This window comes from Haloferax sp. AS1 (assembly GCF_014530665.1).
Taxonomy (GTDB): Archaea; Halobacteriota; Halobacteria; order Halobacteriales; family Haloferacaceae; genus Haloferax; species Haloferax volcanii.
Window position 1 is genome coordinate 1,875,872 of record NZ_SPSA01000001.1, and the last position, 21,882, is coordinate 1,897,753.

Annotated in this window: 26 protein-coding genes; 13 read left to right on the top strand and 13 right to left on the bottom strand. The window is 68.2% G+C overall.

Annotated features, from left to right (window positions below; translation table 11 throughout):
• The first annotated feature begins 397 nt into the window (after window positions 1-397).
• From pan2 to E4P24_RS09995, 5 genes are all read left to right on the top strand, one after another.
• Entirely contained in the window at window positions 398-1,636 is a 1,239-nt protein-coding gene (pan2, locus tag E4P24_RS09975) for a proteasome-activating nucleotidase Pan2 (RefSeq protein ID WP_049896234.1), read from the top strand.
• Between the two features lie 110 nt (window positions 1,637-1,746).
• On the top strand, window positions 1,747-2,220 hold the full coding sequence (locus E4P24_RS09980) for a pyruvoyl-dependent arginine decarboxylase (protein ID WP_004041838.1): 474 nt from the start codon (window positions 1,747-1,749) through the stop codon (window positions 2,218-2,220).
• A gap of 90 nt (window positions 2,221-2,310) precedes the next feature.
• Window positions 2,311-3,156 carry a sensor histidine kinase KdpD gene (locus E4P24_RS09985; protein WP_004041839.1) on the top strand — a complete coding sequence of 282 codons (846 nt, stop codon included), beginning with the start codon at window positions 2,311-2,313 and terminating at the stop codon, window positions 3,154-3,156.
• A gap of 98 nt (window positions 3,157-3,254) precedes the next feature.
• A complete protein-coding gene (locus tag E4P24_RS09990) occupies window positions 3,255-3,638 on the top strand; it encodes a DUF5811 family protein (protein WP_004062941.1) in 384 nt (127 codons plus the stop codon).
• Between the two features lie 171 nt (window positions 3,639-3,809).
• Window positions 3,810-3,971, top strand: a complete 162-nt coding sequence (locus E4P24_RS09995) for a hypothetical protein (protein ID WP_004062940.1) — start codon at window positions 3,810-3,812, stop codon at window positions 3,969-3,971.
• Between the two features lie 25 nt (window positions 3,972-3,996).
• Here the strand turns inward: E4P24_RS09995 and E4P24_RS10000 are convergent, their stop codons facing one another.
• Together E4P24_RS10000 and infB are read right to left on the bottom strand one after the other, a co-directional pair.
• Window positions 3,997-4,320, bottom strand: a complete 324-nt coding sequence (locus E4P24_RS10000; protein ID WP_188148435.1) for a hypothetical protein — start codon at window positions 4,318-4,320, stop codon at window positions 3,997-3,999.
• A 116-nt stretch (window positions 4,321-4,436) separates the two neighbouring features.
• A complete protein-coding gene (infB, locus tag E4P24_RS10005) occupies window positions 4,437-6,239 on the bottom strand; it encodes a translation initiation factor IF-2 (RefSeq protein ID WP_049916525.1) in 1,803 nt (600 codons plus the stop codon).
• Window positions 6,240-6,437: 198 nt separating this feature from the next.
• On the opposite strand from infB, the gene E4P24_RS10010 reads away from it, so the two are divergent.
• Complete coding sequence (locus E4P24_RS10010) at window positions 6,438-6,683, top strand: PRC-barrel domain-containing protein (protein WP_004041843.1); 246 nt, start codon at window positions 6,438-6,440, stop codon at window positions 6,681-6,683.
• Between the two features lie 18 nt (window positions 6,684-6,701).
• Complete coding sequence (locus E4P24_RS10015; RefSeq protein WP_004062937.1) at window positions 6,702-7,160, top strand: NOB1 family endonuclease; 459 nt, start codon at window positions 6,702-6,704, stop codon at window positions 7,158-7,160.
• 33 nt (window positions 7,161-7,193) lie between these two features.
• Here E4P24_RS10015 and E4P24_RS10020 read toward each other — a convergent pair whose 3' ends face one another.
• Window positions 7,194-7,931: a CPBP family intramembrane glutamic endopeptidase gene (locus E4P24_RS10020; RefSeq protein WP_188148436.1), complete on the bottom strand. Its 738-nt coding sequence runs from the start codon at window positions 7,929-7,931 to the stop codon at window positions 7,194-7,196.
• A gap of 249 nt (window positions 7,932-8,180) precedes the next feature.
• Window positions 8,181-9,473 (bottom strand): hypothetical protein, encoded by a 1,293-nt coding sequence (locus E4P24_RS10025; protein WP_004062935.1) that lies wholly within the window; start codon window positions 9,471-9,473, stop codon window positions 8,181-8,183.
• Window positions 9,474-9,545: 72 nt separating this feature from the next.
• Here E4P24_RS10025 and E4P24_RS10030 point away from each other — a divergent pair, with 72 nt between their 5' ends.
• Window positions 9,546-10,079 (top strand): hypothetical protein, encoded by a 534-nt coding sequence (locus tag E4P24_RS10030; protein ID WP_004041847.1) that lies wholly within the window; start codon window positions 9,546-9,548, stop codon window positions 10,077-10,079.
• A gap of 19 nt (window positions 10,080-10,098) precedes the next feature.
• Here E4P24_RS10030 and E4P24_RS10035 read toward each other — a convergent pair whose 3' ends face one another.
• The 4 genes from E4P24_RS10035 to E4P24_RS10050 all read right to left on the bottom strand — a co-directional run bounded on the left by E4P24_RS10035 (window position 10,099) and on the right by E4P24_RS10050 (window position 12,950).
• Complete coding sequence (locus tag E4P24_RS10035) at window positions 10,099-10,782, bottom strand: TVP38/TMEM64 family protein (protein WP_006601147.1); 684 nt, start codon at window positions 10,780-10,782, stop codon at window positions 10,099-10,101.
• On the bottom strand, window positions 10,779-11,492 hold the full coding sequence (locus tag E4P24_RS10040; RefSeq protein ID WP_188148437.1) for a PHP domain-containing protein: 714 nt from the start codon (window positions 11,490-11,492) through the stop codon (window positions 10,779-10,781). The genes E4P24_RS10035 and E4P24_RS10040 overlap by 4 nt, the downstream gene beginning before the upstream one ends.
• Window positions 11,489-12,187: a phosphatidylcholine/phosphatidylserine synthase gene (locus E4P24_RS10045; protein WP_004062931.1), complete on the bottom strand. Its 699-nt coding sequence runs from the start codon at window positions 12,185-12,187 to the stop codon at window positions 11,489-11,491. The genes E4P24_RS10040 and E4P24_RS10045 overlap by 4 nt, the downstream gene beginning before the upstream one ends.
• 127 nt (window positions 12,188-12,314) lie before the next feature.
• A complete protein-coding gene (locus E4P24_RS10050) occupies window positions 12,315-12,950 on the bottom strand; it encodes a GNAT family N-acetyltransferase (protein ID WP_188148438.1) in 636 nt (211 codons plus the stop codon).
• A gap of 114 nt (window positions 12,951-13,064) precedes the next feature.
• On the opposite strand from E4P24_RS10050, the gene E4P24_RS10055 reads away from it, so the two are divergent.
• A complete protein-coding gene (locus E4P24_RS10055) occupies window positions 13,065-13,562 on the top strand; it encodes a DUF5812 family protein (protein ID WP_115861159.1) in 498 nt (165 codons plus the stop codon).
• A gap of 35 nt (window positions 13,563-13,597) precedes the next feature.
• Here E4P24_RS10055 and E4P24_RS10060 read toward each other — a convergent pair whose 3' ends face one another.
• A complete protein-coding gene (locus E4P24_RS10060; RefSeq protein ID WP_115803217.1) occupies window positions 13,598-13,939 on the bottom strand; it encodes a hypothetical protein in 342 nt (113 codons plus the stop codon).
• Between the two features lie 127 nt (window positions 13,940-14,066).
• Here E4P24_RS10060 and secF point away from each other — a divergent pair, with 127 nt between their 5' ends.
• The 3 genes from secF (at window position 14,067) to E4P24_RS10075 (ending at window position 17,013) form a co-directional block, all read left to right on the top strand.
• Complete coding sequence (secF, locus tag E4P24_RS10065) at window positions 14,067-14,930, top strand: protein translocase subunit SecF (protein ID WP_004062927.1); 864 nt, start codon at window positions 14,067-14,069, stop codon at window positions 14,928-14,930.
• Window positions 14,927-16,501, top strand: coding sequence for a preprotein translocase subunit SecD (gene secD, locus E4P24_RS10070; RefSeq protein ID WP_004062926.1), 1,575 nt, complete (start codon window positions 14,927-14,929; stop codon window positions 16,499-16,501). The genes secF and secD overlap by 4 nt, the downstream gene beginning before the upstream one ends.
• Window positions 16,502-16,782: 281 nt before the next feature.
• The gene (locus E4P24_RS10075; protein ID WP_004041856.1) at window positions 16,783-17,013 is read left to right on the top strand and encodes a hypothetical protein; all 231 of its coding nucleotides are present in this window, start codon (window positions 16,783-16,785) and stop codon (window positions 17,011-17,013) included.
• Window positions 17,014-17,079: 66 nt separating this feature from the next.
• Here the strand turns inward: E4P24_RS10075 and rnhB are convergent, their stop codons facing one another.
• Entirely contained in the window at window positions 17,080-17,727 is a 648-nt protein-coding gene (gene rnhB, locus E4P24_RS10080; protein WP_115803215.1) for a ribonuclease HII, read from the bottom strand.
• A 90-nt stretch (window positions 17,728-17,817) separates the two neighbouring features.
• On the bottom strand, window positions 17,818-19,101 hold the full coding sequence (locus tag E4P24_RS10085; RefSeq protein ID WP_188148439.1) for a tRNA pseudouridine(54/55) synthase Pus10: 1,284 nt from the start codon (window positions 19,099-19,101) through the stop codon (window positions 17,818-17,820).
• Window positions 19,102-19,291: 190 nt separating this feature from the next.
• Here E4P24_RS10085 and E4P24_RS10090 point away from each other — a divergent pair, with 190 nt between their 5' ends.
• Window positions 19,292-20,269, top strand: coding sequence for a DMT family transporter (locus E4P24_RS10090; RefSeq protein WP_006601151.1), 978 nt, complete (start codon window positions 19,292-19,294; stop codon window positions 20,267-20,269).
• A 133-nt stretch (window positions 20,270-20,402) separates the two neighbouring features.
• Here E4P24_RS10090 and E4P24_RS10095 read toward each other — a convergent pair whose 3' ends face one another.
• Window positions 20,403-21,008 carry a twin-arginine translocation signal domain-containing protein gene (locus E4P24_RS10095; protein WP_115861155.1) on the bottom strand — a complete coding sequence of 202 codons (606 nt, stop codon included), beginning with the start codon at window positions 21,006-21,008 and terminating at the stop codon, window positions 20,403-20,405.
• 100 nt (window positions 21,009-21,108) lie between these two features.
• The gene (locus E4P24_RS10100; RefSeq protein ID WP_004062921.1) at window positions 21,109-21,702 is read right to left on the bottom strand and encodes a DUF4112 domain-containing protein; all 594 of its coding nucleotides are present in this window, start codon (window positions 21,700-21,702) and stop codon (window positions 21,109-21,111) included.
• Window positions 21,703-21,882: the final 180 nt, after the last annotated feature.

Sequence of the window (21,882 nt, forward strand, 5' to 3'; positions counted from 1 at the left end):
GGAAGCGGTCGCTCGCCGGATACTACCGGATGAATACCGACATCCCGATTTACGGGACGTTCTCGGCGATGACGAATTCCTTTCAAGTCGGTGGGCGTCGTATCCCTTCTCGCGGAGGGCACGTCGGGCCGAAACGAGGGGCGACCTGTACACACCGAACCTCCGCAACTTCCTCCTTCCACACCTTCGTCTTCGTTGCTTCGCGCGTTCCTGCGACAGCGCGTTCCTGCGACCCGCTCGTGCCCGTGAGCCGCGGCGTCGCGCTGCCGGCCTGCGATTCGCCGCCGCGAGCGAGCGCCACGGGACCGCCGCCACCTAAAGCCGCTTCGAGCGCGGCAGTCGGGTTCTCTGACCCAAAGGCACATTTACGCGCATACCTAAGTGAGGCCAATCACTGATGTCACGGAGTCCATCTCTCCCGGAACGTCCTCATCTCGATCTGGACCCCGAGATGTCGGATGCAGAGCGGCTGTCTGCACTCCGCCAGCACTTCGAACGCATGGTCGACGTCAACCGCGAACTCGACCAGCGGCTCCAGAACGCCGATGACCGCCACGCCGAGTTAGTCGACGAGGTCGACCAGATGAAAGCGCGCAACGAGGCGCTGAAGACGGCCTCGTACTACATCGCCACGGTCGAGGAGCTGACCGACGACGGCGTCATCATCAAGCAGCACGGCAACAACCAGGAGGTCCTGACCGAGTTCGCACCGAGCCTGAACATCGACGACATCGAGCCCGGCGACCGCGTCGCCATCAACGACTCGTTCGCCGTCCAGACCGTCCTCGACGACGAGACGGACGCGCGGGCGCAGGCGATGGAGGTCGTCGAGTCACCGACGGTCACCTACGACGACATCGGCGGCATCGACGAGCAGGTCCGCGAGGTCCGCGAGGCGGTCGAACAACCCCTCGAAAACCCCGAGATGTTCGCTGAGGTCGGCATCGACCCGCCGTCGGGCGTGCTCCTCTACGGCCCGCCGGGCACCGGGAAGACGATGCTCGCGAAGGCCGTCGCCAACGAGACCAACGCCTCGTTCATCAAGATGGCCGGCTCCGAACTCGTCCAGAAGTTCATCGGCGAGGGCGCGCGGCTGGTCCGCGACCTGTTCAAGCTCGCCGCCGAGCGCGAACCGGTGGTCATCTTTATCGACGAAATCGACGCCGTCGCCTCGAAGCGGACGGACTCGAAGACCTCCGGCGACGCCGAGGTCCAGCGCACGATGATGCAGCTGCTCTCGGAGATGGACGGCTTCGACGACCGCGGCGATATCCGCATCATCGCGGCGACCAACCGCTTCGACATGCTCGACGAGGCCATCCTCCGGCCCGGCCGGTTCGACCGCCTCATCGAGGTGCCCAAGCCCGCCGTCGAGGGACGCCGCCACATCCTCGACATCCACACCCGCGACATGAACGTCGCCGACGACGTAGACCTCGACGCGCTCGCCGAGGAACTCGACGACTACTCCGGCGCGGACATCGCGTCGCTCACGACCGAGGCCGGGATGTTCGCCATCCGCGACGGCCGGACCGAGGTGACGGGCGCGGACTTCGACGCCGCCCACGAGAAGCTCTCGAACGTCGACGAGTCCGGTACCGGCCCCATCTCGGGCTTCACGGACTACCAGTACTGAGGTCGGCGGCCGGGGACCGCCGCCGGGGGCGGTCACGGACGCCACCCATTCCCCAACTTTCGAGCGCCGCTATTCGTAACCCCCTTTTCCGCCGCCGCGAGAGTTCGGACATGAACACGATTCGCGTCGTCCGCGGGGTCGGCACCGCCCCCACGGAGATGGCGTCGTACGACGCCGCGCTCGCCGCCGCCAACATCCACAACTACAACCTCGTCGCCGTCTCGTCGGTCGTCCCCGCCGACGCGACCGTCGAGGCGGTCGACGTGGCTCCCGACCTCGGCCCGGCGGGCAACCGACTGACCGTGGTGCAGGCCCGCGAGACCACCGCGACGCCCGGCGAGACGGTCGTCGCCGGCCTCGGCTGGGCGACCGGCTCCGGTCCCGGGCTGTTCTACGAGGCGTCCGGAACCGACGAAGACAGCGTCCGCGCGGCCGTCATCGACGGCCTCGAAGCGGGCCGGAACCTCCGAGAGTGGTCGTTCGATGACGAGGAAGTCGCGCTCACCACCGGCACGCACGAGGGCGAGGGCTACACCACCGCGGTCACGGTCGCGGCCTACGGGCAAAGCGAGTCCGTCTTCTGACACGCCGCGCTGACCGACGGACTCATCAGCGTTTGTGAGTATTGCTCGGGCATGAGTGGTGATGCGCCGTTCGACCTGTCCCCGAGGCGAGTGGCGCTCATCTACGCCGCCTTCGGGTTCCTCTGGGTCGCGACGAGCGACAGTCTCGTGGCGGGGCTCCCCAACCACGACCTCATCCAGACGGTGAAGGGATGGCTGTTCGTCGTCCTGTCGGCGCTGTTGGTGTACGTTCTCGTCGACCGGAGCCAGTCCGAACTGGACCGGACCTCCGAGCAACTGGAGTCGACGCTCGCCCACACGAGCGTCCTCCATCGAATCCTCAGACACGACATCAGGAACGCCTGCACCGCCATTCTCGGCTACGCCGAACTGGTCGAGCCGCGGGACGACGCGGACGCGAACACCGACCCCGTCGAGGCGATTCGAGAGCGAGCGAGCCGACTGGTCGAGGTAAGCGACGAGGTCGCGCTCCTCAGGACCGTCGAGCTCGCGGAGGGGAACGAGGTCGACGTCGACCTCACGTCTGCGGTCACAGACGCCGTCGAGGACCTCGAAATGGAGTACCCGGCGGTACAGGTCTCGGTCGCCTCGCCGGAGACGCTCGTCGCGCGGGCGCACCCGGCGCTCCCGCGGAGCATCGCAGAACTACTCGATAACGCCGTCGTCCACTCCGACTGCGACGACCCGGAGGTACACGTCGGCGTCTGGCAGCTCGGCGAGGTCGTCGGGGTGACCGTCACCGACAACGGTCCCGGCATCCCGGACGCCGAGCGCGAGGCCCTGCTTTCGGGCTCGGAGACGCCGCTTTCGCACACCAGCGGCGTCGGCCTCTGGCTGGTCCGCGCCATCGTCGACGCCTCCGGCGGGTCGCTCGACATCTCGACGCCGAAGTCCCACGGGACCGTCGTCACCGTCTCGCTTCCGCGACCGGCCTGACGGCGTCGTCACCACGTCGTCATCCGCTTTCGATTCGCCCGCCGCGTCGGTGACCGACGACGGCTTTTTACACGTCCTTCCCGTATCGCAGACGACTGATGAACGGGAACAACCCATATGCGGGCGCTCCCGGCGTGACTGGGGCCGGCCAGGCGTCGGCCGACCGAGAACTGACCGTCGACCAGATGGACGCGCTCCGGCGGGCCGTCGCCGGTATCGTCTCGCGGACGGAGTCGTACCTCCCCGAAGGCTTCGCCGTCGGGTCGGAGCTCTCGACCGGGTCGACCGGGCCGCTCGCCACCGTGGCCGTCCACCCGCCGGTCGGCCACCCCGTCAGCGCCGGCTTCTCGCCGGACGCCGACGAACTCGACGCCGGACTCACCGACGAAGACCGAAACGAGGTCGCCCGCGGGCTAGCCGCAACCGCGGCGTTTCAGGTGATGAGCGCCGTCGGAGACGACCTCACCCCCGCCGCTCGGTAACCCCGACCGACCCCCGTTGCCGTCGGGGTCCGAGTGGCCACTGACGCGCCGTTGTGACCTGCCGACCGATTTCTCGTCGTTGCTTCGTCGTCTCGTCCTTCGTTTCAGCTCGTACTCTCGTCAGTTCAGAACGAGAACAATACACTTCACGGAGGCGGTCGAAAGAGAGGTATGGTTTCGCTTTTCGGCTACGCGGACGAGATTGGCCCGACGACGCTCATCATCGTCGGCTTCCTGCTGTTTGTCTTCCCCGAACCGGCGACTTCGGCTCTCGGTGCGGGGCTGATGCTGTTCGGCGCGGCGTACTGGTTCTGGGAGTGGAACCGCCCCTGAGCGCAAGGCGAGCGAGCGACCCCGCTCAGACGCTCCCGCGACGGCGGTTCCGACCGGCGTCGTCGCGGACGCGAGTGGTGACGCCGTCGAGCGGGGCGTCGGTCTCGGCGGACGCGCCCGGGCCGCTGGTCGGACCCGCCGCCGACTTCGGTGTCGCAACGAACAACCCGTAGGCGAGCACGGCCGCCGAGACGAGGCCGCTCGCGCCGACGACGGGCGAAATCGGGAGCGGCGAGAGCGCGCCGACCGCCGCACCGACGACGAGCGGGAGCGGTAGTGTCGCGAGAATGGCGTCGTACCGCGTCGCTTCCGAGACGATGCTGTCGCTATGGGATGTTCGTGTGCGCATGATACCACTCGGCGGCGAATACGAACGTGTGAATATTAGCTATTTCGCCCGACGGGAGGGCCGTGCGGCTCACGGGTGCGGTGAACCAACGGAACAATCGGGGCGCGGTTAGTCGCCTATTTGCCCCAGAAGGGGTCGCGCCGGCGGTGTTTTTCGAGGTAGCCCGACAGCGCCTCCAGTTCGTCGGTGGGGATGTCGTCTCGGAGCTCCTGTTCGAGAATCTTCGCGTGCTTCTCGGGGAGTTCGATCCAGAGCTCGTCGCCCTCCGCTATCTGGCGGCCGACCGTCGGGCCGTCGATGGCGACGCTGACGCGCGAGCCGGCGCGGGCGCTCGACACGTCCTCGCCGTTCTCCTGGATGCCCGAGAGCTGGCCGACGCGGTTGGGCTCGCCGTCTTCCCACTTCACGACGTTCATGTTGTTCTTGATGGTCCCGGACATGACTTCGACGCCGACGACGGCGGGGTTGTTCTGTCGGAAGACGTGGTCTTCGAGGATGCGGAACCGACACGGGCGGACGATTTTGTCGAGAATCGTCTCCTGTTGGGCGCGCTTCATCTCCTCGACGTGCTCTTCGTACTCCTCGACGAGCTGATAGATAACGTCGTCTTCGAACAGTTTCACGTCGTTCTTGTCGAGTTCGGCCTCGGCGTTCGAGAGCACGTCCACGTTGAACCCGAGGATGACTTTGTGTTCGGGTTCGCGGGCGGTCGAGGCGACGGCCACGTCGCGCGGGGCCACGTCGCCGACCTCGGCGCGGAGGATGGGCACTTCGGCCTCCTGTAAGGCGTTCGCCATGGCTTCGAGGCTGCCGAGGGTGTCGGCCTTGACGACGACGCCCTCTTCTTCCGTGGTGACCTCGATGTCCGCGAGTTCGGCTTCGACCTCGCGGACGACCTCGTCGAGGTCGCGGTCGCCGACGACGCGGACCGGCGCGCCGGCCATCGCGTCTTCGAGGTCGGGCGCGGCGATTTTCACGCCGGCCGCGGCGCGGACCTCCTCGACCTTGTCGAACCGCTTTTCGGTGCGAATCTCGGCGTTCGGCCGGGGCTGGAGGAGCGCGCGGACCTCGGTGACGATGGGGTCGTTCGCGCCGCCGACGACGACGGTGTCGCCCGCGCGAATCGTCCCGTCGTAGAGGACCACGTCGAGGGTCGCGCCGAAGCCGCGTTCCTCCTTGACTTCGAGGACCGTCCCGGAGCCGGGACCGGCCACGTCGATGGCCATCTCGTCTTTCATGTAGCGCTGCGAGAGGCCCATCAGGACGCCCAGCAGGTCCGGAATCCCCTCGCCGGTGAGCGCGGAGACGGGAACGACGCCGATGTTGGACTGGAAGTTCTGGACGCGCCAGTAGAAGTCGGAGGAAAAGCCCCGGTCGGAGAGTTCACCGATAATCTCGTACAGCTTCTCGTCGAGTTTCGAGCGCGCGCGCTGTGACTGCTCCTCGTAGGTCTTCTGGATGGGTGCCCCCTCTTGGGGGTTCCAGCCCGGCGTGGTGTCTATCTTGTTCGCGGCCACGATGAACGGCGTCCCCGTCCGCTTGAGGATGTCGATTGCCTCCTCGGTCTGCGGCTGGAAGCTGTCGTTCACGTCGACCACGAGGATGGCGATGTCGGCCAGCGCCCCGCCGCGCGAGCGGAGGGTGCTAAAGGAGTGGTGCCCCGGCGTGTCGATGAACAACAGCCCCGGGAGGTCGAAGTCCTCGGGTTTGACCAGACTGCCGGCCATCTGCGAGACGGTGTCTAAGGGGACCGCGGTCGCGCCGATGTGCTGGGTGATAGCACCGGCCTCACCCTCGCTGACGGCGGAGCCGCGAATCTTGTCGAGAAGACTCGTCTTCCCGTGGTCCACGTGGCCGAGGACGGCCACGATGGGTGTGCGAAGCGTATCGGATTGTGACGTCGAATCAGTGTCGGACATGAAGAATCGCCCCGGAGAAAGCTCTTACCGGAATCGAGTCGGTGACTCAAGTTAAGTCCATCGTCACGGCCGCGCGCACGAATCCCACGATTTGCCGTGTCGACTGTTCTCGCGGCCCGCAGGCGGGATGGGGGGTTCGTCGGCCGCTCGTCAGACGTGCCCGTACCGTTTATGTGAACCGACGAGGAAGGGGTGTGTATGGCCGACATACTCGCCGAGAACCTCTCCGGAAAGGCCGTTATGGGCTCGGACGGGACGGAGCTCGGGATGCTGTACAACATCACGATGGATATGAAATCGGGCGAGCTGCACGACCTGCTCGTCCAGCCGAACGAGCAAATCTCCCCCGGACGCGTCTCGTTCGACCAGGACGACCACGGACGGTTCCGAGTCCCGGTGAATCGCGTGCAGGCGGTCAAGGATTACATCGTCGTCCAACGGTAGATTCAGGATAGATTCTCAATGCGGATTCTCGACGCGTCTGCGTTCATCCACGAGTACCACACCGACGACGAGACGGCCTCGATTCCCCTCGTCAAAGAAGAACTCACCGGCGAGCACGCCTTCCGCTTCGACGCCCTCGAAGGCGCGGGCATGTACGTCCACATCCCCGGACAGGGAACCGTGGACAAGGTGCTCCGCGCCGCGGGCGAGACCGGCGACCGCGACGTGCTCTCGGAGACCGACACGCGCCTCATCGCCGCCGCGTTCGAACTCGACGCGACGCTCGTCACCGATGACTACGCGATGCAGAACGTCGCCGAACGGCTCAACGTCGGCGTCGAAGTCATCGCCCAAGACGGCATCGCGGAACAGCGAACTTGGAAGTTCCAGTGTCAGGGCTGCGGCCGCGAGTTCGACGAGGACAAAGAGCGCTGTCCCATCTGCGGGATGGAGCTGTCGCGGAAGAACCCGGCGTAAGCCGGTCGCCGCCCGCGGTTCGATGCCGCTTTTTCAGACCAGCCCGGTCGCCTGCGCGTAGCTCACGAGGAACTGGACCGCGTTGTACAGCCCGTGGACCAGCGCGACGACGAGCAGGTTCCCGCTTCGCTCGTAGACGACCGCGAGGACGCTCCCGAGGACGAGCACCATCCCCAACGAGACGTACAGCCCCTCGCCGGAGAACGACCAGAGGTGAATCGACGCGAACACCAGACTCGACAGGACGACCGCCGGGGCGGGCCCCCACAGCCGCCGGAGTTCGCCGAAGGCGATGCCCCGGAAGATAAGCTCCTCCGCCGGGCCGACGAGGACGATGGTGACGACCGTGAGATACAGGAAGTACACCGGGTTCTCGCGGCCCTGCTGGGCGATGACGCTGTCGCCGCTCTGGATGCCGAGCGCGGCCATCAGCGCCGACGCGCCGAGGTAGACGCCCATCACGGCGACGAATCCCCCCGCAATCCACAGGGCGTCGCGCGCGGTCGGTCGCTCGAACCGAATCAGTTCCCAGTCGTCGCGGGCGGCGAGGTAGCCCGCGCCGACGACGCCGAAGCCGACGAACTGTCCGGCGCTCTCTATCGCGCCGATGAGCGCAGTATCGCCCGGAACTACGCCGCGAGCGAGGCCGCCGGCGAGCGAGCCGAACGTCGCGCCGACGAGGAGCGAAAGGGCGACGACGATGATGATGCCACCGTACGCCTGGAGGTGGTCTGCGAGGCTCGCAGACGTGCGGGCGGTGTCGTGTGCCATTGTCCCCCCTTCGGAACGGGGTCGGATAATCTATTCGGGTCGATTCTCGTGACTCCGTGGAGTCACGTGCGTCTGTGTCGGTTGCGTCGTTTCGAGCGGAGGACCGGTCTGTTGGACCCCCTCGAAAGCCCCCGCGGCCCCTTTCAGTCCCACCCCGTGGACTGTTCGGTCGTCGTCGCTGGTTGGCCGTTCGGTCGTCGTCGCAAAAGCCGAGTCTCGGCCGTGGTCGCCGTGCGCCGCTCGCTCCGACTACTCGACGACCAGCCGCGACTTCTCTTCGACCGCGTCGGCCTCCTCGAAGTCGCCGCCGCCGAGCAGGCCGCGGGCGGCGCGTTTGCCCCACTCGACCGCCGGCTGGACGAACGTGTCCACGCTGGCGAGTTCGCCGTAGAGGACGCAGGCGGCCTCCATCGCGTAGAGCAGTTCGCCCAGTCCGTACTCGTCGACGCGGTCGAGTTCGATACGGACGCTCGGCCGGCCGGCCGCGGCGAGGCTCGCCTCGGTCGCTTCGAACTCGGCGTCGAGCAGGTCACCGAGCGACGAGCCGCCGAGGTACGCGAGGCCGTCGAGGTCGGTCTCGGGGATGGCGACGTCGTCGCGCTCCGCGGCGCGGACGAGCGTCACGAACTTGTCGCGCGGGCCGGCGCGGTACAGTTGAAGCTGGGAGTGCTGGTCGGTCGCGCCGAGCGCCCGCAGGGGCGTCTGGCCGAGGCCGTCCTTCCCGAGCGACTCGGCCCACAGCTGGGCGAACCACTCGGAGAACGTTTCGAGCGATTCCGCGTAGGGCATCATCGCGTTCTGCTGCATGCCGCGCTCGGCGAGCGCGTAGGACACCGCGCCGTAGGCGTACGCCGGCGAGTCGAAAAGCGAGTCAGACAGGCGCGCTTCCTGTGCGGCCGCGCCCTCCAAGACCGCCTCGATGTCGTGACCGCAGAGGGCGGCGGCGGCGAGGCCGACCGTCGAGAGCACCGAAAACCGGCCGGGCACGCCGTCCGGGACGGGGAGCGACGGGAGGTCGTGTTTGTCCGCGAGGTCGCGGAGGTTCCCCTCCTCGCCGGTCGTGACGAACGTCCGGTCGGTCCAGTCGACGCCCGCGTCGGCCATGGCCTCCCGGACGACGAGGAAGTTCGCCAGCGTCTCGGCGGTCGTGCCGGACCGCGAGACGACGTTGACGACGGTCGACGCGAGGTCGAGCGAGTCGAGGAGGCGCTCGACGGCCTCGGGGTCGACGTTGTCGAGGTAGTAGGCGTCCACGTCGCTTTCGAGCGCGTCGGTGAGGGTGGCCGCGCCGAGGGCGCTCCCGCCGATGCCGACCGTGACGACCGCCGAGGGGTCGTCGAACCGGCTCACTGCGTCGCGAATCGCCGCGGGGTCGGTGGTGTTCGGGAGGTTCAGCGATTCGTAGCCGTGTTCGCCGGCCGCTCGGCCGCGTTCGATGCGGTCGTGAGCGGCCGCGACGCGGTCGTCGAGTCGGTCGAGCGCCTCGCGCGAGACGCCGTGGGCGGGCGCCGTGTCGAGGACGTTTCCGAGGTCTACCTGCATACCGGATGCCGCGTCGCCCGGCGTCAAAACGACACCGGTCGCTTTAATCGCGGCCGCTCCCAAGGGCGACCGATGGCAGACGACTACGGCGGCGTCATCGGCGCGTTCCCGTACGCCTTCCGGCACAGCGAGTCGTGGCTGTTCAAGTGCTACGTGCTCGTCGGTGCGCTGGCGACGGGCATCGTCTCGTTGTTCGTCGCCTTCGGACTCGTGGTCCTCATCGGTGCGACCGCCGGCGTCCCCGGCGGGTCGCTCACCCTCTCGCGGTCGTTCTACGTCCTCGTGGGGCTGTTCGTCGTCGCGCCGCTCGTCGCCCCGATACTGTTCGTCGCCCGCCGACACCGCCGCACCGGGTCGAAGCCGCGGTACGACCTGAGCCTCGCGCTCGCGGGCTTCGTGTTCATGCTGTCGGTGTACGTGGGGCTTCTCGCGTCGGTTCCCGCGGAGCTTCAGACGCCGGCCGAGCCGTTCACCGTGGGCCCCGTGACCGTCTCGGCGCTCGTTCCGGTCGTCCGACTCCTCTACGACCTGCCCGCGCTCTACGGCCTCGTCCCGCCGGTCGCGTGCGCGGCGGGCATCTACGGGATTCACCGACTGCTTCGCTAACCGCGACCCGCGCGTTTTCTCAGCCGACCCTCGCCGCCAACTCGTCGCGGTAGCGGTAGACGACCGCCGAGGCGACGACGCCGATTCCGACGAGGAGCGCCACCGCCTCGTAGTTCGCCGCGCCCGCGTTCTGCCCGGCGGCCGCGGCGAGCGCGAACGTCGGCAGGCGACCGACGGCGACGAGGACGACGAGCGTCCGCAGTCGAAGCGGCGAGAGCCCGGCGAGGGCGCAGAGCGCGTCGTCCGGGAACGCGGGCAGGAGAAACAGGACGAACAGGCCGGCGACGCCCCGGCGGTCGGCGAAGCCGTCGAACCGCGCGAGGGCGTCGTCGGCGACGAGACGCTCGACCGCGGGCCGGCCGAAGCGCCGGGCGAGCAGGAAGACGATGGCGCTTCCGGCGACGACGCCGACCATGCTGTACGCCGTGCCGGCGACCGTCCCGAACAGATAGCCGCCGACGGCGGCGAGCGCTTGGCCGGGAATCGGCGCGAGAATCACCTGAAGCGTCTGGATACCGACGAACACCAGCGGGGCGAACGGGCCGGTCGACTCGACGGCCGAGCGGACCCACGCCGGGTCAGCGAGGCGCGGGGCGAACACGGCGACGCCGACCGCGACGGCCGCGAAAGCGACCGCGACGGCCCCGATTCTGACGAGCGCCGCGTTCCGCGCCGCGGGCGAGTCGAACAGGCGACCGGTCACAGGAACGAGGCGGTCTTGAGCCGGGCGTTCAGCGCGTACTTCCGCAGGTACTGGCGGGCGGTCGTCCGCGTCCCGCGAGCGACGGTTCGCCCGGCGCGAATCCCCTCCAAGATGGCGTCCGTCGTGACGCCGCCGTCCGCCTCGACCGAGACGGCCGTGTACGCCTGTCCGACCAGCGTGGGCCGGTGGGCATCGCTCCCGCCCGTGCCCGGGAGTCCCTGCCGGCGGGCGTAGCGCCGCGCCTGTCCGTTTCTGAATCCGGTGAGCGTGTGGGCGTTGTACGCCTCGATGGCCTCGATGGCGTCAACGTCCCGAATCGCCCGCCGGGACGCGCCGTGTCGGAACGTCTGAAACGGGTGCGGCACGACCGCGAGTCCGCCCGCCTCGCGGACCTCTCGTGCCGTCTCCGAGAGCGGTCGCCTCGTCGCCGGCGGGTCGTCGACCCCGAGCGCGAGGAGGTGGCCGTCGGCCGTCGAGACCTCGACGCCGGGGACGACCCGGACGCCGTACTCGTGGGCGATGTCGAACGCCCGCGGGAGCGACCCGACCGAGTCGTGGTCGGTGATGGCGACCGCGTCGAGGCCGACCGCCGCCGCGCGGGCCAACACCGCCTCGACCGACATCTCGCAGTCGTAGGAGGCGTCGGTGTGGACGTGGAGGTCCACCGCGAGCGTCTGTGGCCTCCGCGAGCCCTGCGCCCGCCCGCTCATACCACGCCGAATTCGAGCGCGAGGCAGCCGACGACCGTCAGGACGCCGGCGACGCCGACGAGGACGTGGCCCGCGTCGGTCTTGTACGCCTTGTAGTCGGAGGTCATGAGCGGGCAGACCGCCACGATTGTCGCGCCCGCGACCCAGCCGTTCCACAGCGGGACGAACTGGAGGAGGAAGTAGTTCGCCAGTACGACGAGGTGCGTGTGGACGACCGTCGTCCCGTGGTAGTACGAGGTACCGCCCTCGTCGCCGAAGCCCTCGCTGTTGTGGCGGATGAGTCGCAGGCCGCCGAAGGTGAGGACGACGAAGCCGACGACGGCGCTCACGGCCGGGTTGGGCGCGAGCGCGACGTGGTACAGGAGCGCCGCCGACACGAGGTACGCGAAGATGTCGATAAACGAGTCTATCTGTCGGCCGAACGCCGAGGCGGTCCCGGTTTTGCGGGCGTAGTAGCCGTCGGCCTTGTCGAAGGCGAAGCCGGCGAGGACGGCCACGATGGCCCAGTTCGGCTCGCCCGACACGAACAGTATCGCGCCGACCCACGCCCAGAAGAGCGCGCCCAGACTCAACCAGTCCGCGGTCCCGAGCCGCGAAATCATGTTCTCCCCCGTCGATGAGCGCACGACCTCGCTCGCCCGCGCGTCGACCGCGTCCAGCCTCCCGCGAACTGCTGACCTGAGTTCGTCCGTCATGCCTGTCTATCAGACACACTCGGTCGACCGAGTATAAATTTAACCGATATAGTATATATAAATCAAATATCTATATACTAACGTTCCCGAACGGAGCGCTCGGGACGGCACTGACTGTTCTGTACCGCTATGAACGCGGTTTGACGCGCCGGCGTCGCCACGGGCCGACCCGGTAGTACGCCCGGGTGCGGGCGACTCGGAAGCCGACGCTCTCGAAGGTCCACTGCGAGGGTCGGTTGTCGCGGGCGACGAGCGCGTGGACCGTCTCGGCTCCCCGTTCGCCGGCGACGGCGACGGCCCGCGAGACGAGCGCGGTGGCGACGCCGCGGTTCCGCGCCGCGGGCGCGACGAACACCCGGCGGACGTAGCCGCCGGGGAACGTCACGTCGGCCTCCAGCGGGTGGACGTGGTACGTCAGGCCGGGGTCACCGAGAAAGAGGTAGCCGACGAGGTCGGAGTCCGCGGCTTCACCGTTCTCACCGCCCTCGCCGTCTCTCCCTCCGCTCTCGGCGTCGAACGCGCACACCGCCGTCTCGTCGTCTCGGAGTTCGGAAAACGCGTCGTAACGCCCCTCGAATCGACGCGTCTCCGCGGGGTCGAGCGCGCGAATCTCGACTCCCGACGGGGGGTCGCGGTCGGCGTCCGCCGCGGCGGCGTCCGCGACGTACTCGTCCATCTGCGTCGCCGTGAGGCCGCGGGCCTTGAGCGCGTCGTAGACGCGGCGGGCCGTCTCGGTCCGAGTCAACCGCCAGAGCGCGGGCATCGTCAGTCGCCTCGAAGCGCCGCGAGAAAAGCCCACCGTCGCCGTGGGTATCGGTGCCACACACCGCCGTCAGCGCCCGAAACGGGGAAAAGGCCCGGTGGCGTACAGCGGGTGATGACCGAGTCCGAGACCGACACCGAGGCCGAGTCCGAGCGAACGGGAACGTTTCTCGTCACCGCCGCCGACGAGGAGTCGGCCGTCCTGAAGGACGTTCACTCCGGGCAGGTCCACGCGCTCTCGTCGAACCCCGGCGTCTCCGAGGACGAAGCCGTCCGCGGGACCGTCGCGCCCGACCCGCCGATGAACGTCTCGTGGCAGCTCGTGGAGGTCGAGTCGCGCTGGACCGTCTCCGTCGAGCGCTCGACCGAGTCGCCGACGACGAACTCCCGGGACATCGCCGCCGACAACCCCGACGGCGAACTCGTCCGCGAGGAACGCGCCGGAACCGGCGAGATTCACGTCCTGTCGGTCCCCGACGACATGACCGAACAGGCCGTCGACGACATCCTCGACGACAGAGAAGGCCTGCTCTCGCGGGCCGCCAGACTCGACGTGAACCGCGTCGAAATCCGCTCGCAGCCGGGCGTCGTCGCGGTCCGCTACATGCCCTGACAGGTCGGTTTTCACCCCGGAGTTCGTCTCGCGTTCTACCGCTGTTCCGCCGTCGAGGAGACCGGCCCGTCCGCGCTCTGGACGCACCAGCCGCCGTGGACGCTCCCCTCGCGCTCGACGAACTCGACTGTCGTCTCGTCGTCGATGCGGGTCGCCCCTTCGGGGTCGAGTTCCTCCACGCGGAGCGTCAGCGTCAGCGAGTCGCCGCAACAGCCAACGTCGAGGAACTCTTCCCACTCGTCGCCCGGCGCGGCGTCCTCGTGGACCCGTCGCAGGTAGGTCACGAAGCGGTCGGCGGTCAGCTGGTCGTGGCCCCACGCGCTGAGTTCGTCGGGGAAGGAGACGACCACGCGGGTCGCCGTCGGTTCGGTCGTCATAGTTCACGATTGTCGGCCAACGACTATGGGCCTGTCGCGGGTTCGCCGCGCGCTCGCCAGACCGCGCCGCGGCCGAAATCGTCCGCGGATAAGAAACCTTATTCCGCACCGCTCAGGACCGCAACCCATGGTTGAGTTTACGGTACCGGAGGTAGACTACACCCGGTACACGAATCGCCAACTCGCGGCCGTCCCCCTCGCGGTCCTCGCGGTGGCCCTACTGGTCATCGGAGGGTGGTACGTCGCGACTGGTGCGCCGGTGAATCCGGGCGTCGACTTCACCGGCGGTACCGAACTCCGCATCGCAACGGATGCCCCGCAAAGCGAGGTCGCCGCGGCCTTCGATAGCCAGCCCGAATCGATTCGCTCCGTCGCGGCCGACGGAACCTACGTCGTGACGTTCCAGTCGGGGAGCGCGACATCGACCGAACTCCAGACGCAGGCCGAGGACGCCGGCTTCGAAGTCAGGTCTATCGACGCCGTGTCGGCTAACTTCGGCGGCGAGACGCAACTGCTCGCCCTCGGCGGCCTCGCGGTCGCCTTCGCGGGCATGAGCGTCCTCGTGTTCGCCATGTTCCGCTCCTTTGTCCCCTCCATCGCGGTCGTCCTCTCGGCGTTCTCCGACATCGTCATCCCGGTGGCGCTGATGAACCTCTTCGGCATCGAACTGTCGCTGGGGACCGTCGCGGCGCTCCTGATGCTCATCGGGTACTCGGTGGACTCGGACATCCTCCTGAACAATCACGTCCTCCGGCGCTCCGGTGACTTCTACGAGTCGACCGCGCGCGCCATGCGCACCGGCGTGACCATGACGCTCACGTCCATCGCGGCGATGATCGTCATGACCATCACGGCGACGCTGTTCGGGATTCAACTGCTCGCCGCCATCGGGACGGTCCTCGTGTTCGGCCTCACCGCCGACCTGATGAACACCTACATGCTGAACGTGACCCTCCTTCGCTGGTACAAGTTCGAGGGGGTGGCTCGATGAGCACGCTCCGCGACAACTGGCGGGTCATCTTCCTCGTCGTGGCCATCCTGCTATCGACGTTCGCCCTCTTCTCGCCGACGATGGGCAATCAGTCCCCAATCGGCGAGGACGACAGCGCGACGAACCTCCAGTTCGGTCTCCAACTCGACGGCGGGACGCGCATCCGCGCGCCGCTCGTCGGCGTCACCGCCGAAGACGTCGAGTTCGAAGGCGACTCCGAGCGCGTCGTCGAACGGCAGGTCGCCGCCCAGATAGCCGGTGCCGACGCCGCGGACATCATCGCCCGCACGGGCGCTGAGTCCAGCACGGTCGAAGCGACCATCGAGAACGTCACGGCCGACGACCTGAGCGCCGCGCTCGACGCCGCGGGCTACGCCCACGGCGAGGTCAGAGACGGCGTCACCGGGACGACCCGCGCCGAGACGGTTCGCGTCCTCCAGTCGAAGATTAACGAGGCCGGCCTCTCCGGCGGGACGGTCCAGCAGGTGACCACGGCGACGGGCGAGCACTTCATCCTCGTCGAGGTCCCCAACCGCGACCAGTCCGACGTCGTCGACCTCGTCGGCGAGCGCGGGACGGTCCAAATCGACATCTACTACCCGACCGGAACGGACAACGGCTCGCGGACCTACGAGACGCGCGAGGCCGTCCTGACGCAGGCCGACTTCACCTCCATCGGGACCGCACAGGAGTCCCAGACCGGAAGCGGGGCGTTCGTCCCCGTCTCCGTCCGCGACGACCCCGCGGCGGAGTTCCAGACGGCAGTTCAGGACACCGGCCTCGCCCAACCCGGCGGGACGCGGTGTACCTACATGGAAGACGGCGGTCGGAACACGACCGAGGGCTGTCTCCTGCTCGTCGTCAACGGCGAGGTCGTCAACGCCTTCGGTATGAGCGGCGGGCTCGCCGACACCATGCGGGCCGGCGAGTGGGCCGGAGCGCCGAGCTTCCAGCTCCAGACGCGCAACACGTCCGAGGCGCAGGAAATCGCCATCAACCTTCGCGCCGGCGCGCTGCCGGCCCGCCTCGACCTCTCGGGCGAGGATAGCGGCACCTCGTCGTACATCTCCCCGAGCCAGGGTGAGAGCTTCAAGTTCGACTCGCTCATCACGGGCATCGTCGCGGTGCTCGCGGTCGCGGGCGTCGTCTTCATCCGCTACGGCAAACCGCAGGTCGCCCTGCCGATGATCGTCACCGGCCTCTCCGAGGTGTATATCCTCCTCGGATTCGCCGCGGCCATCGGCTACCCGCTCGACCTTTCCGTCATCGCCGGCTTCATCGCCGTCATCGGGACCGGGGTGGACGACCTCATCATCATCGCCGACGAGGTGATGGGCGAAGGCTCCGTGAAGTCCCGCAAGGTCTTCCAGTCGCGGTTCCGCCGCGCCTTCTGGGTCATCGGTGCCGCCGCCGCGACGACCATCATCGCCATGAGCCCGCTCGCCGTGCTCTCGCTCGGTGACCTCCAGGGCTTCGCCATCTTCACCATCCTCGGCGTCATCGTCGGCGTGCTCGTCACCCGCCCGGCGTACGGTGACATCCTCCGACTCCTCCTGACCGAGGACCGCTGAGGCCGACCTCGATTCGGCCGACGCGTTTTTGCCGACCGCCCCCCGGACACCGCGAAGTCGCGATTCCGTCCGCTCGGGCGGCCTCGACGATTCTCGAAGCTGATATCTCCGTGCCCGGACGAGCGTTCTCTATTTCAGAATCGGCAGACTGCGGCGGTTTCGGTCGTCCTCACCGGGGCGGATTCGCCGACAGAATCATATAGACTGTCTATAAAATATTGAGTGAAGCGGCAACCAAGCAACCGCCGCCCGTCGGTAATCACGGTGCACGCACTCCACTCATGGACGATACGACCCTTCGACACGACGACCCGGACGCGACGACGACCCGCCCGGACGCCTTGCGGCGCTCCGACGCCGCGGACGACGAACTCGTCGCTATCGTCGCCCCGTACGACGACGCGCCCGACGAGTGCACCATCTTCCCCGCAGGACTCACAGAAGACGAGCTGCTGACGACGTGGCTCTCCGCCCAGGAAGGCGCGTACGTCGCGCTCGCCGAGATGCGGTAATCGTCTCCGCGATTCGCCTCCGAACTACCGGCCCTCCACGTTTTCCACCGCCGGTTCCCCGACGCCTCAGAAATCCCCTAGTGACGACTGTTCGTGCGCGGCCACGAGGTCGGCGCACGTCGACCACGACTTCCGCGCGCAGTCCGGCAGAATGCCGTGGTCGCGGACGTACTCCCGCAGGAACTCGCGGGTCGTCCCGTCGCTCGGATAGCCGCTTCCGACCTCGCCGTACTCGTCAGCGATGGCCTCGACCCGTCGGTCGCGTTCGACTTTCGCCACGATGCTCGCCGCGCCGACGATGGCGTGTTCGTCGTCCGCGCGGTGCTGGGCGCGGACCGCGACCGAGACGCCCGCCTCGGCCAGACCCTCGCGGACGCGACGGCCGAACCGCGACTCGCTCACGTCGCCCGCGTCGCAGACGAGTTCGTCGGCGTCGGCGGCGACGTCGGCGGCCGCTTCGACCTGCGCCCGGACGGTCAGCAGGTTCATGTCCGTCTCGGGGTCGTCGATGGTCTCGGGCTCGACGAACGCGACGCCGACCGAGATGTCGTCGCGCTCTCGCAGCTCTGCGGCGAGTTCCTCGCGCCGCTCGGGGGCGAGGCGCTTCGAGTCGGCGATACCGTCCGGGAGGGCGTCGGGGTCCGCCCGGACCGCCGCGGCGACCATCGGACCCAACACGGGTCCCTTTCCGGCCTCGTCGACGCCGATGTGCATACCTGGTCGGGTCTTGGGGTGGAAAATTAGAGGTTGCGGTCCGTGACGCCGACCAGACCGGTTCCCGCCGACTCCCGCCGGCGTCTCGATTCAGTCCTTGAAGAACGCGTCGTCCTCGAACGGCTCGTCCTCGCCTTCGACTGCAATCACGTCGAGCGCGGTGACGACCGCGCCCGTGTCGAGGATGCCGGCGAGGCTCGGGTTGGTTCGGCCCTCGTCGCCGGAGACGAGTTCCTTGATGTAGAGGCCGCCCTCGCCGTGGATTTCGACGGTCGCGTGGTGCGGGTCTTCGAGGTCGCCGGTGGCGTCGTAGACGTGGCGGGTGCGGGTGATGCTCGCGCGGCGGTGGTCCACGCGGTTGGGGGTGTACTGCTCGATGGTCGCGCCGGTGAGTTCGTCCAGCGCGGCCGCCAGTTCCGCGTCGGTCACGCCGTCGTCGAACTCGACGGCGGCGCGGTACTCCTTGCTCGCGTCGAGTTTCTTCACGCGCTCGACCATGTCGTAGGTGGCGAGTCGGAGCCCCTCGACCTCGATTTCGCCCTCGGCCATCGCGTTGATGTCGCCTTCGAGCTGTTCGACGTCGACGGTGCGGCGACGCGGCTCCATGATTTCGACCACGAACGGTCGGCCCGTGCCGAGCATGAGCGCGTCCACGTCCTCGCGGCCCGCGCCGTGGAACTTCGCGTCGACGCCGTCCATCACGTCCGTCACGACGGGGGCGACGAAGCCCTCGACGCTGTCCTCGTAGAGGTAGCCGGAGCCGCCGCAGTAGTCGCACGGCTCTTTACCCTTGTAGCCCGAGCCGTCGCACTCGCGGCAGGGCCACTCGGTCTGCGGGATGTCGCGGGCGAGCTTCCGGTAGCGCCCGTAGACGAACGCGGAGTTGAGTTGCGCCTCGACGGTGTCGGCTTCGATGTCGAGGAGGAACTGCACGTCGGGGCGGGTGAAGTCCACCTCGGTGCCGGTGAGCCGGCCCACGCGCTTTCCGACCTCGCGGTTGAACTCGGATTTGAACAGTTCGCCGGCGTCCTCGGGGAGCCCCGCGCCCTCGCGGAGGAGCAGTTCGTTCTCCTCGACGAGCGGCGGCGCGCGGGTGCCGACCTGGTACGTCTCGACTTCCACGTCCTCGATGGCCTCTGCACAGCGCTCGGCCCAGTCGTCGAACTCGGCGCAGGCTCCCTCGCAGACCCAGCAGTCCTCGGTGTCGACGGCCTCGTACGGTTCGTCGTCGTCGAGGGCGGCGGCGACCCGGAGCGACTTGCCCCGCTCGGCGTTCGTCAGCCCGAAACTGCGCTCGGCGAAGGCCCGGCCCAGACAGGCGTCGCAGACCGGCCCGCTCTCCGCGAGCGCTCGCGCGTCCTCAAGGATGCTCATGGTCGGTCTCTCTCGGGGCGCGCGTAACTAGCTTACTTTGTTCGTCGGGTCGCCGACGGCTTCGCTGACGTTCCGCCACGCTGAGACGGTTGTCAACACGACCCGAGAGGAGTGCTATCTCGGCTCCGAGAAATTTGATGTACGGCGGCGTGGTAGCCGTTTCAACACCTGGGTCTACGGTCGATATCTCGTGTCTATCAATACGCAAACGAATCGGACGCTCGCACTGTTCGCGACCATCGCGGTCCTCTGGGGGACCTCCTTTATGGCTATCGAGGTCGGACTCGACGCCCTCCCGCCCGTGCTGTTCGCCGCCCTCCGGTACGACGTGGCCGGCGTCGTGCTGTTCGGCTACGGCCTGCTCGCGGCGGAGGACTGGCGGCCCCGCGGCCGCGACGAGTGGCTCGTCGTCTTCGTCGGCGGCGCGCTCCTCATCGGCGCGCACTTCTCGCTTCTGTTCTCCGGCCAGCGGTACGTGACGAGCGGCGTCTCGGCCATCGTCATCAGCCTCGCGCCCGTCCTCACGCCGCTTTTCGCGTGGCCGATGCTCCCCGAAGAGCGCCTCGACGCGTTCGGCTTCCTCGGCGTCTTGCTGGGGCTGGCCGGAACGGTGGTCATCGCCCTCGCGTCCGGGTCGGTCGGCGGCCAACTCCTCGGCGTCCTCTTGCTGTTTCTCGCCGCCGCGGCGTGGGCGTTCGGCTCGGTACTCGTCAAGCGACTGCCCGGCAACCCGCCGGTCGTTCCGATGCAGTCGTGGATGATGCTCATCGGCGCGGCCATGCTCCACGTCACGAGCCCCGTCCTCGGCGAACCCGGCCTCGCGAGCGTGGCGTGGACGCCCGTCGTCGTCGCCGCGCTGCTGTTTTTGGCCGTGCTGTGCAGCGCCGTCGGCTTCATCGCCTATTTCGTCCTGCTCGACCGCATCGGCGCGGTCGAAATCAGCCTCGTCAACTACGTCACGCCGGTCGTCGCCGCCGTCACCGGCTGGGCGTTCCTCGGCGAGCGCCTCGGCCCCGTCACCGTCGCCGGCTTTGCGCTCATCCTCGCCGGCTTCGCGTTCATGAAGCGCGACGCGCTCGGCCCGCTGGGGCGGCGCTTCGGCGTCCGCGTCGGCCTCGTCGCGCCCGCACCGGCGGCCGACCCGGACGGACTGCCGGCCGACGACTGAGTCGCTCCCGTCGCTGCTCTCGCGTCGCGTTACGCTCCCGTCGCTCCGCGTGCAACAGCGCGAGTCGTCACCCGCTTCGGTCGAAAAAAGCTCCGTCGCGTCCGACGCCGGCGTCGGTCGTCGGTCGTCGTCCTCAGTTGCTGGTCTCGTTGCCGGACGACGTGGTCGTCTCGGTCGCCGTCGTCGTGACCGTCTCGTTGGCGGTCGTCGTCTCGGTGACCGTCTCGTTCGTCGCGGTTTCGTTCGTGGTCGTCTCGTTCGTGGTCGTCGTCGCGGTCTCCTCGGCACCGACCTCGTGAGTCGCGAGGACCTCTTCGGCACCCTCGCTGCCGACCCAGACGACCTCGACCGTCGAGCCGCTTTCTGCGGACTCGATTTCGAGGAAGTTACCGACCGAGACGGGGAACTCCCCGCCCTTGTCGCCGTCAGCGACCCACGTCGCGGTGCGCTCGTCGTCGACGGTGACGTAGACCTCGTCCGTTCCCTCGTCGGTGATTTTCTCGCCGCCCATGTGGACGACGCGGAGGACGCCGCTGTTCGTGCGGAAGGTGAGTTCCGGCGACGGGACCTCGGCCGGTTCGGCCTCGGTCGTCGTCTCGCCAGTCGTACTGTTGCCGGTCTCGTTGCCCGTCTCGGTATCCGCGGTCGGCTGCGACTCGGAGCCACCGCCCATACAACCGGCGGTGGTGAGGAGGGCTCCCGTCGTGGCGACGCTCTTCAGGAAGGTTCGTCGTTCCATACGCCACGGTTTGCAAGCTCGTATATATGTCTTGTAGTTTATATTTTGGGGGGAGATAACCAGCCACACACCCGGTTTAGTTAGTTTGTTTTTCAGATAGTTACAATAGGCCAACCTGTCCGAGCAGCCACAGGGCGACGAGCGCAGTCGCCGCGCCGAGCGCGACGAGCAGGAGGGTGACGGCGGCCACCGCGGCCACGAGGAAGCGCCGGTCGGCCGCTGCGGCCGCGGGGGAGGTGTCGTCGCATCGGGCTTCCAACAGCCGGACGTTCCGGGCGTTGGCCTTCCACGCCGCGTCGAACACGTCGCCGACGAGCGGTATCGACCCGACGGTCGCGTCGAGGACGACGTTGCCGAGCATCCGCGCGAGCGTCGCTCGCGGCACGCCGAGCATGGCGGCCTCGACGAGGATGTACGCCGAGAGCGCCGAGGCCGTCGCGTCACCGACTCCCGGCACGAGCCCCAGTATCGGGTCGAGGCCGACGCGGTAGTTCGTCCCCGGAATCTCGACCGCCTCGTCGAGGTAGAAGCTCACCGTGCGGAGTCGCGCGAGGGTCTCCTCGTCGGTGACGCCAGTCGCCTCGAACTCGACGACTGCATCGGGTTCCAGCGGTTCGTCGCCGTCGCCGCTGCCGTCGTTGGCGTCGTCGCTCTCCGACGCGGTCGTCGCCGGGGTGTTCGAGGAATCGTTCACACGCGTCGAGTCGCGCGCGCGGACCTTGAGGCTAGCGTCGATAGGAGGCCTGTCGAGTCGAAGCGGACCGCGCGAGACTGCCGAAAAAAGCGAGGCGCGCCGCCCCCACGGTTCGGGCGCGCGCGCCGCAGAGCTACGAAACCGGACGCCGTCGTCTGACCAAGCCGGAAACCGGGGCCG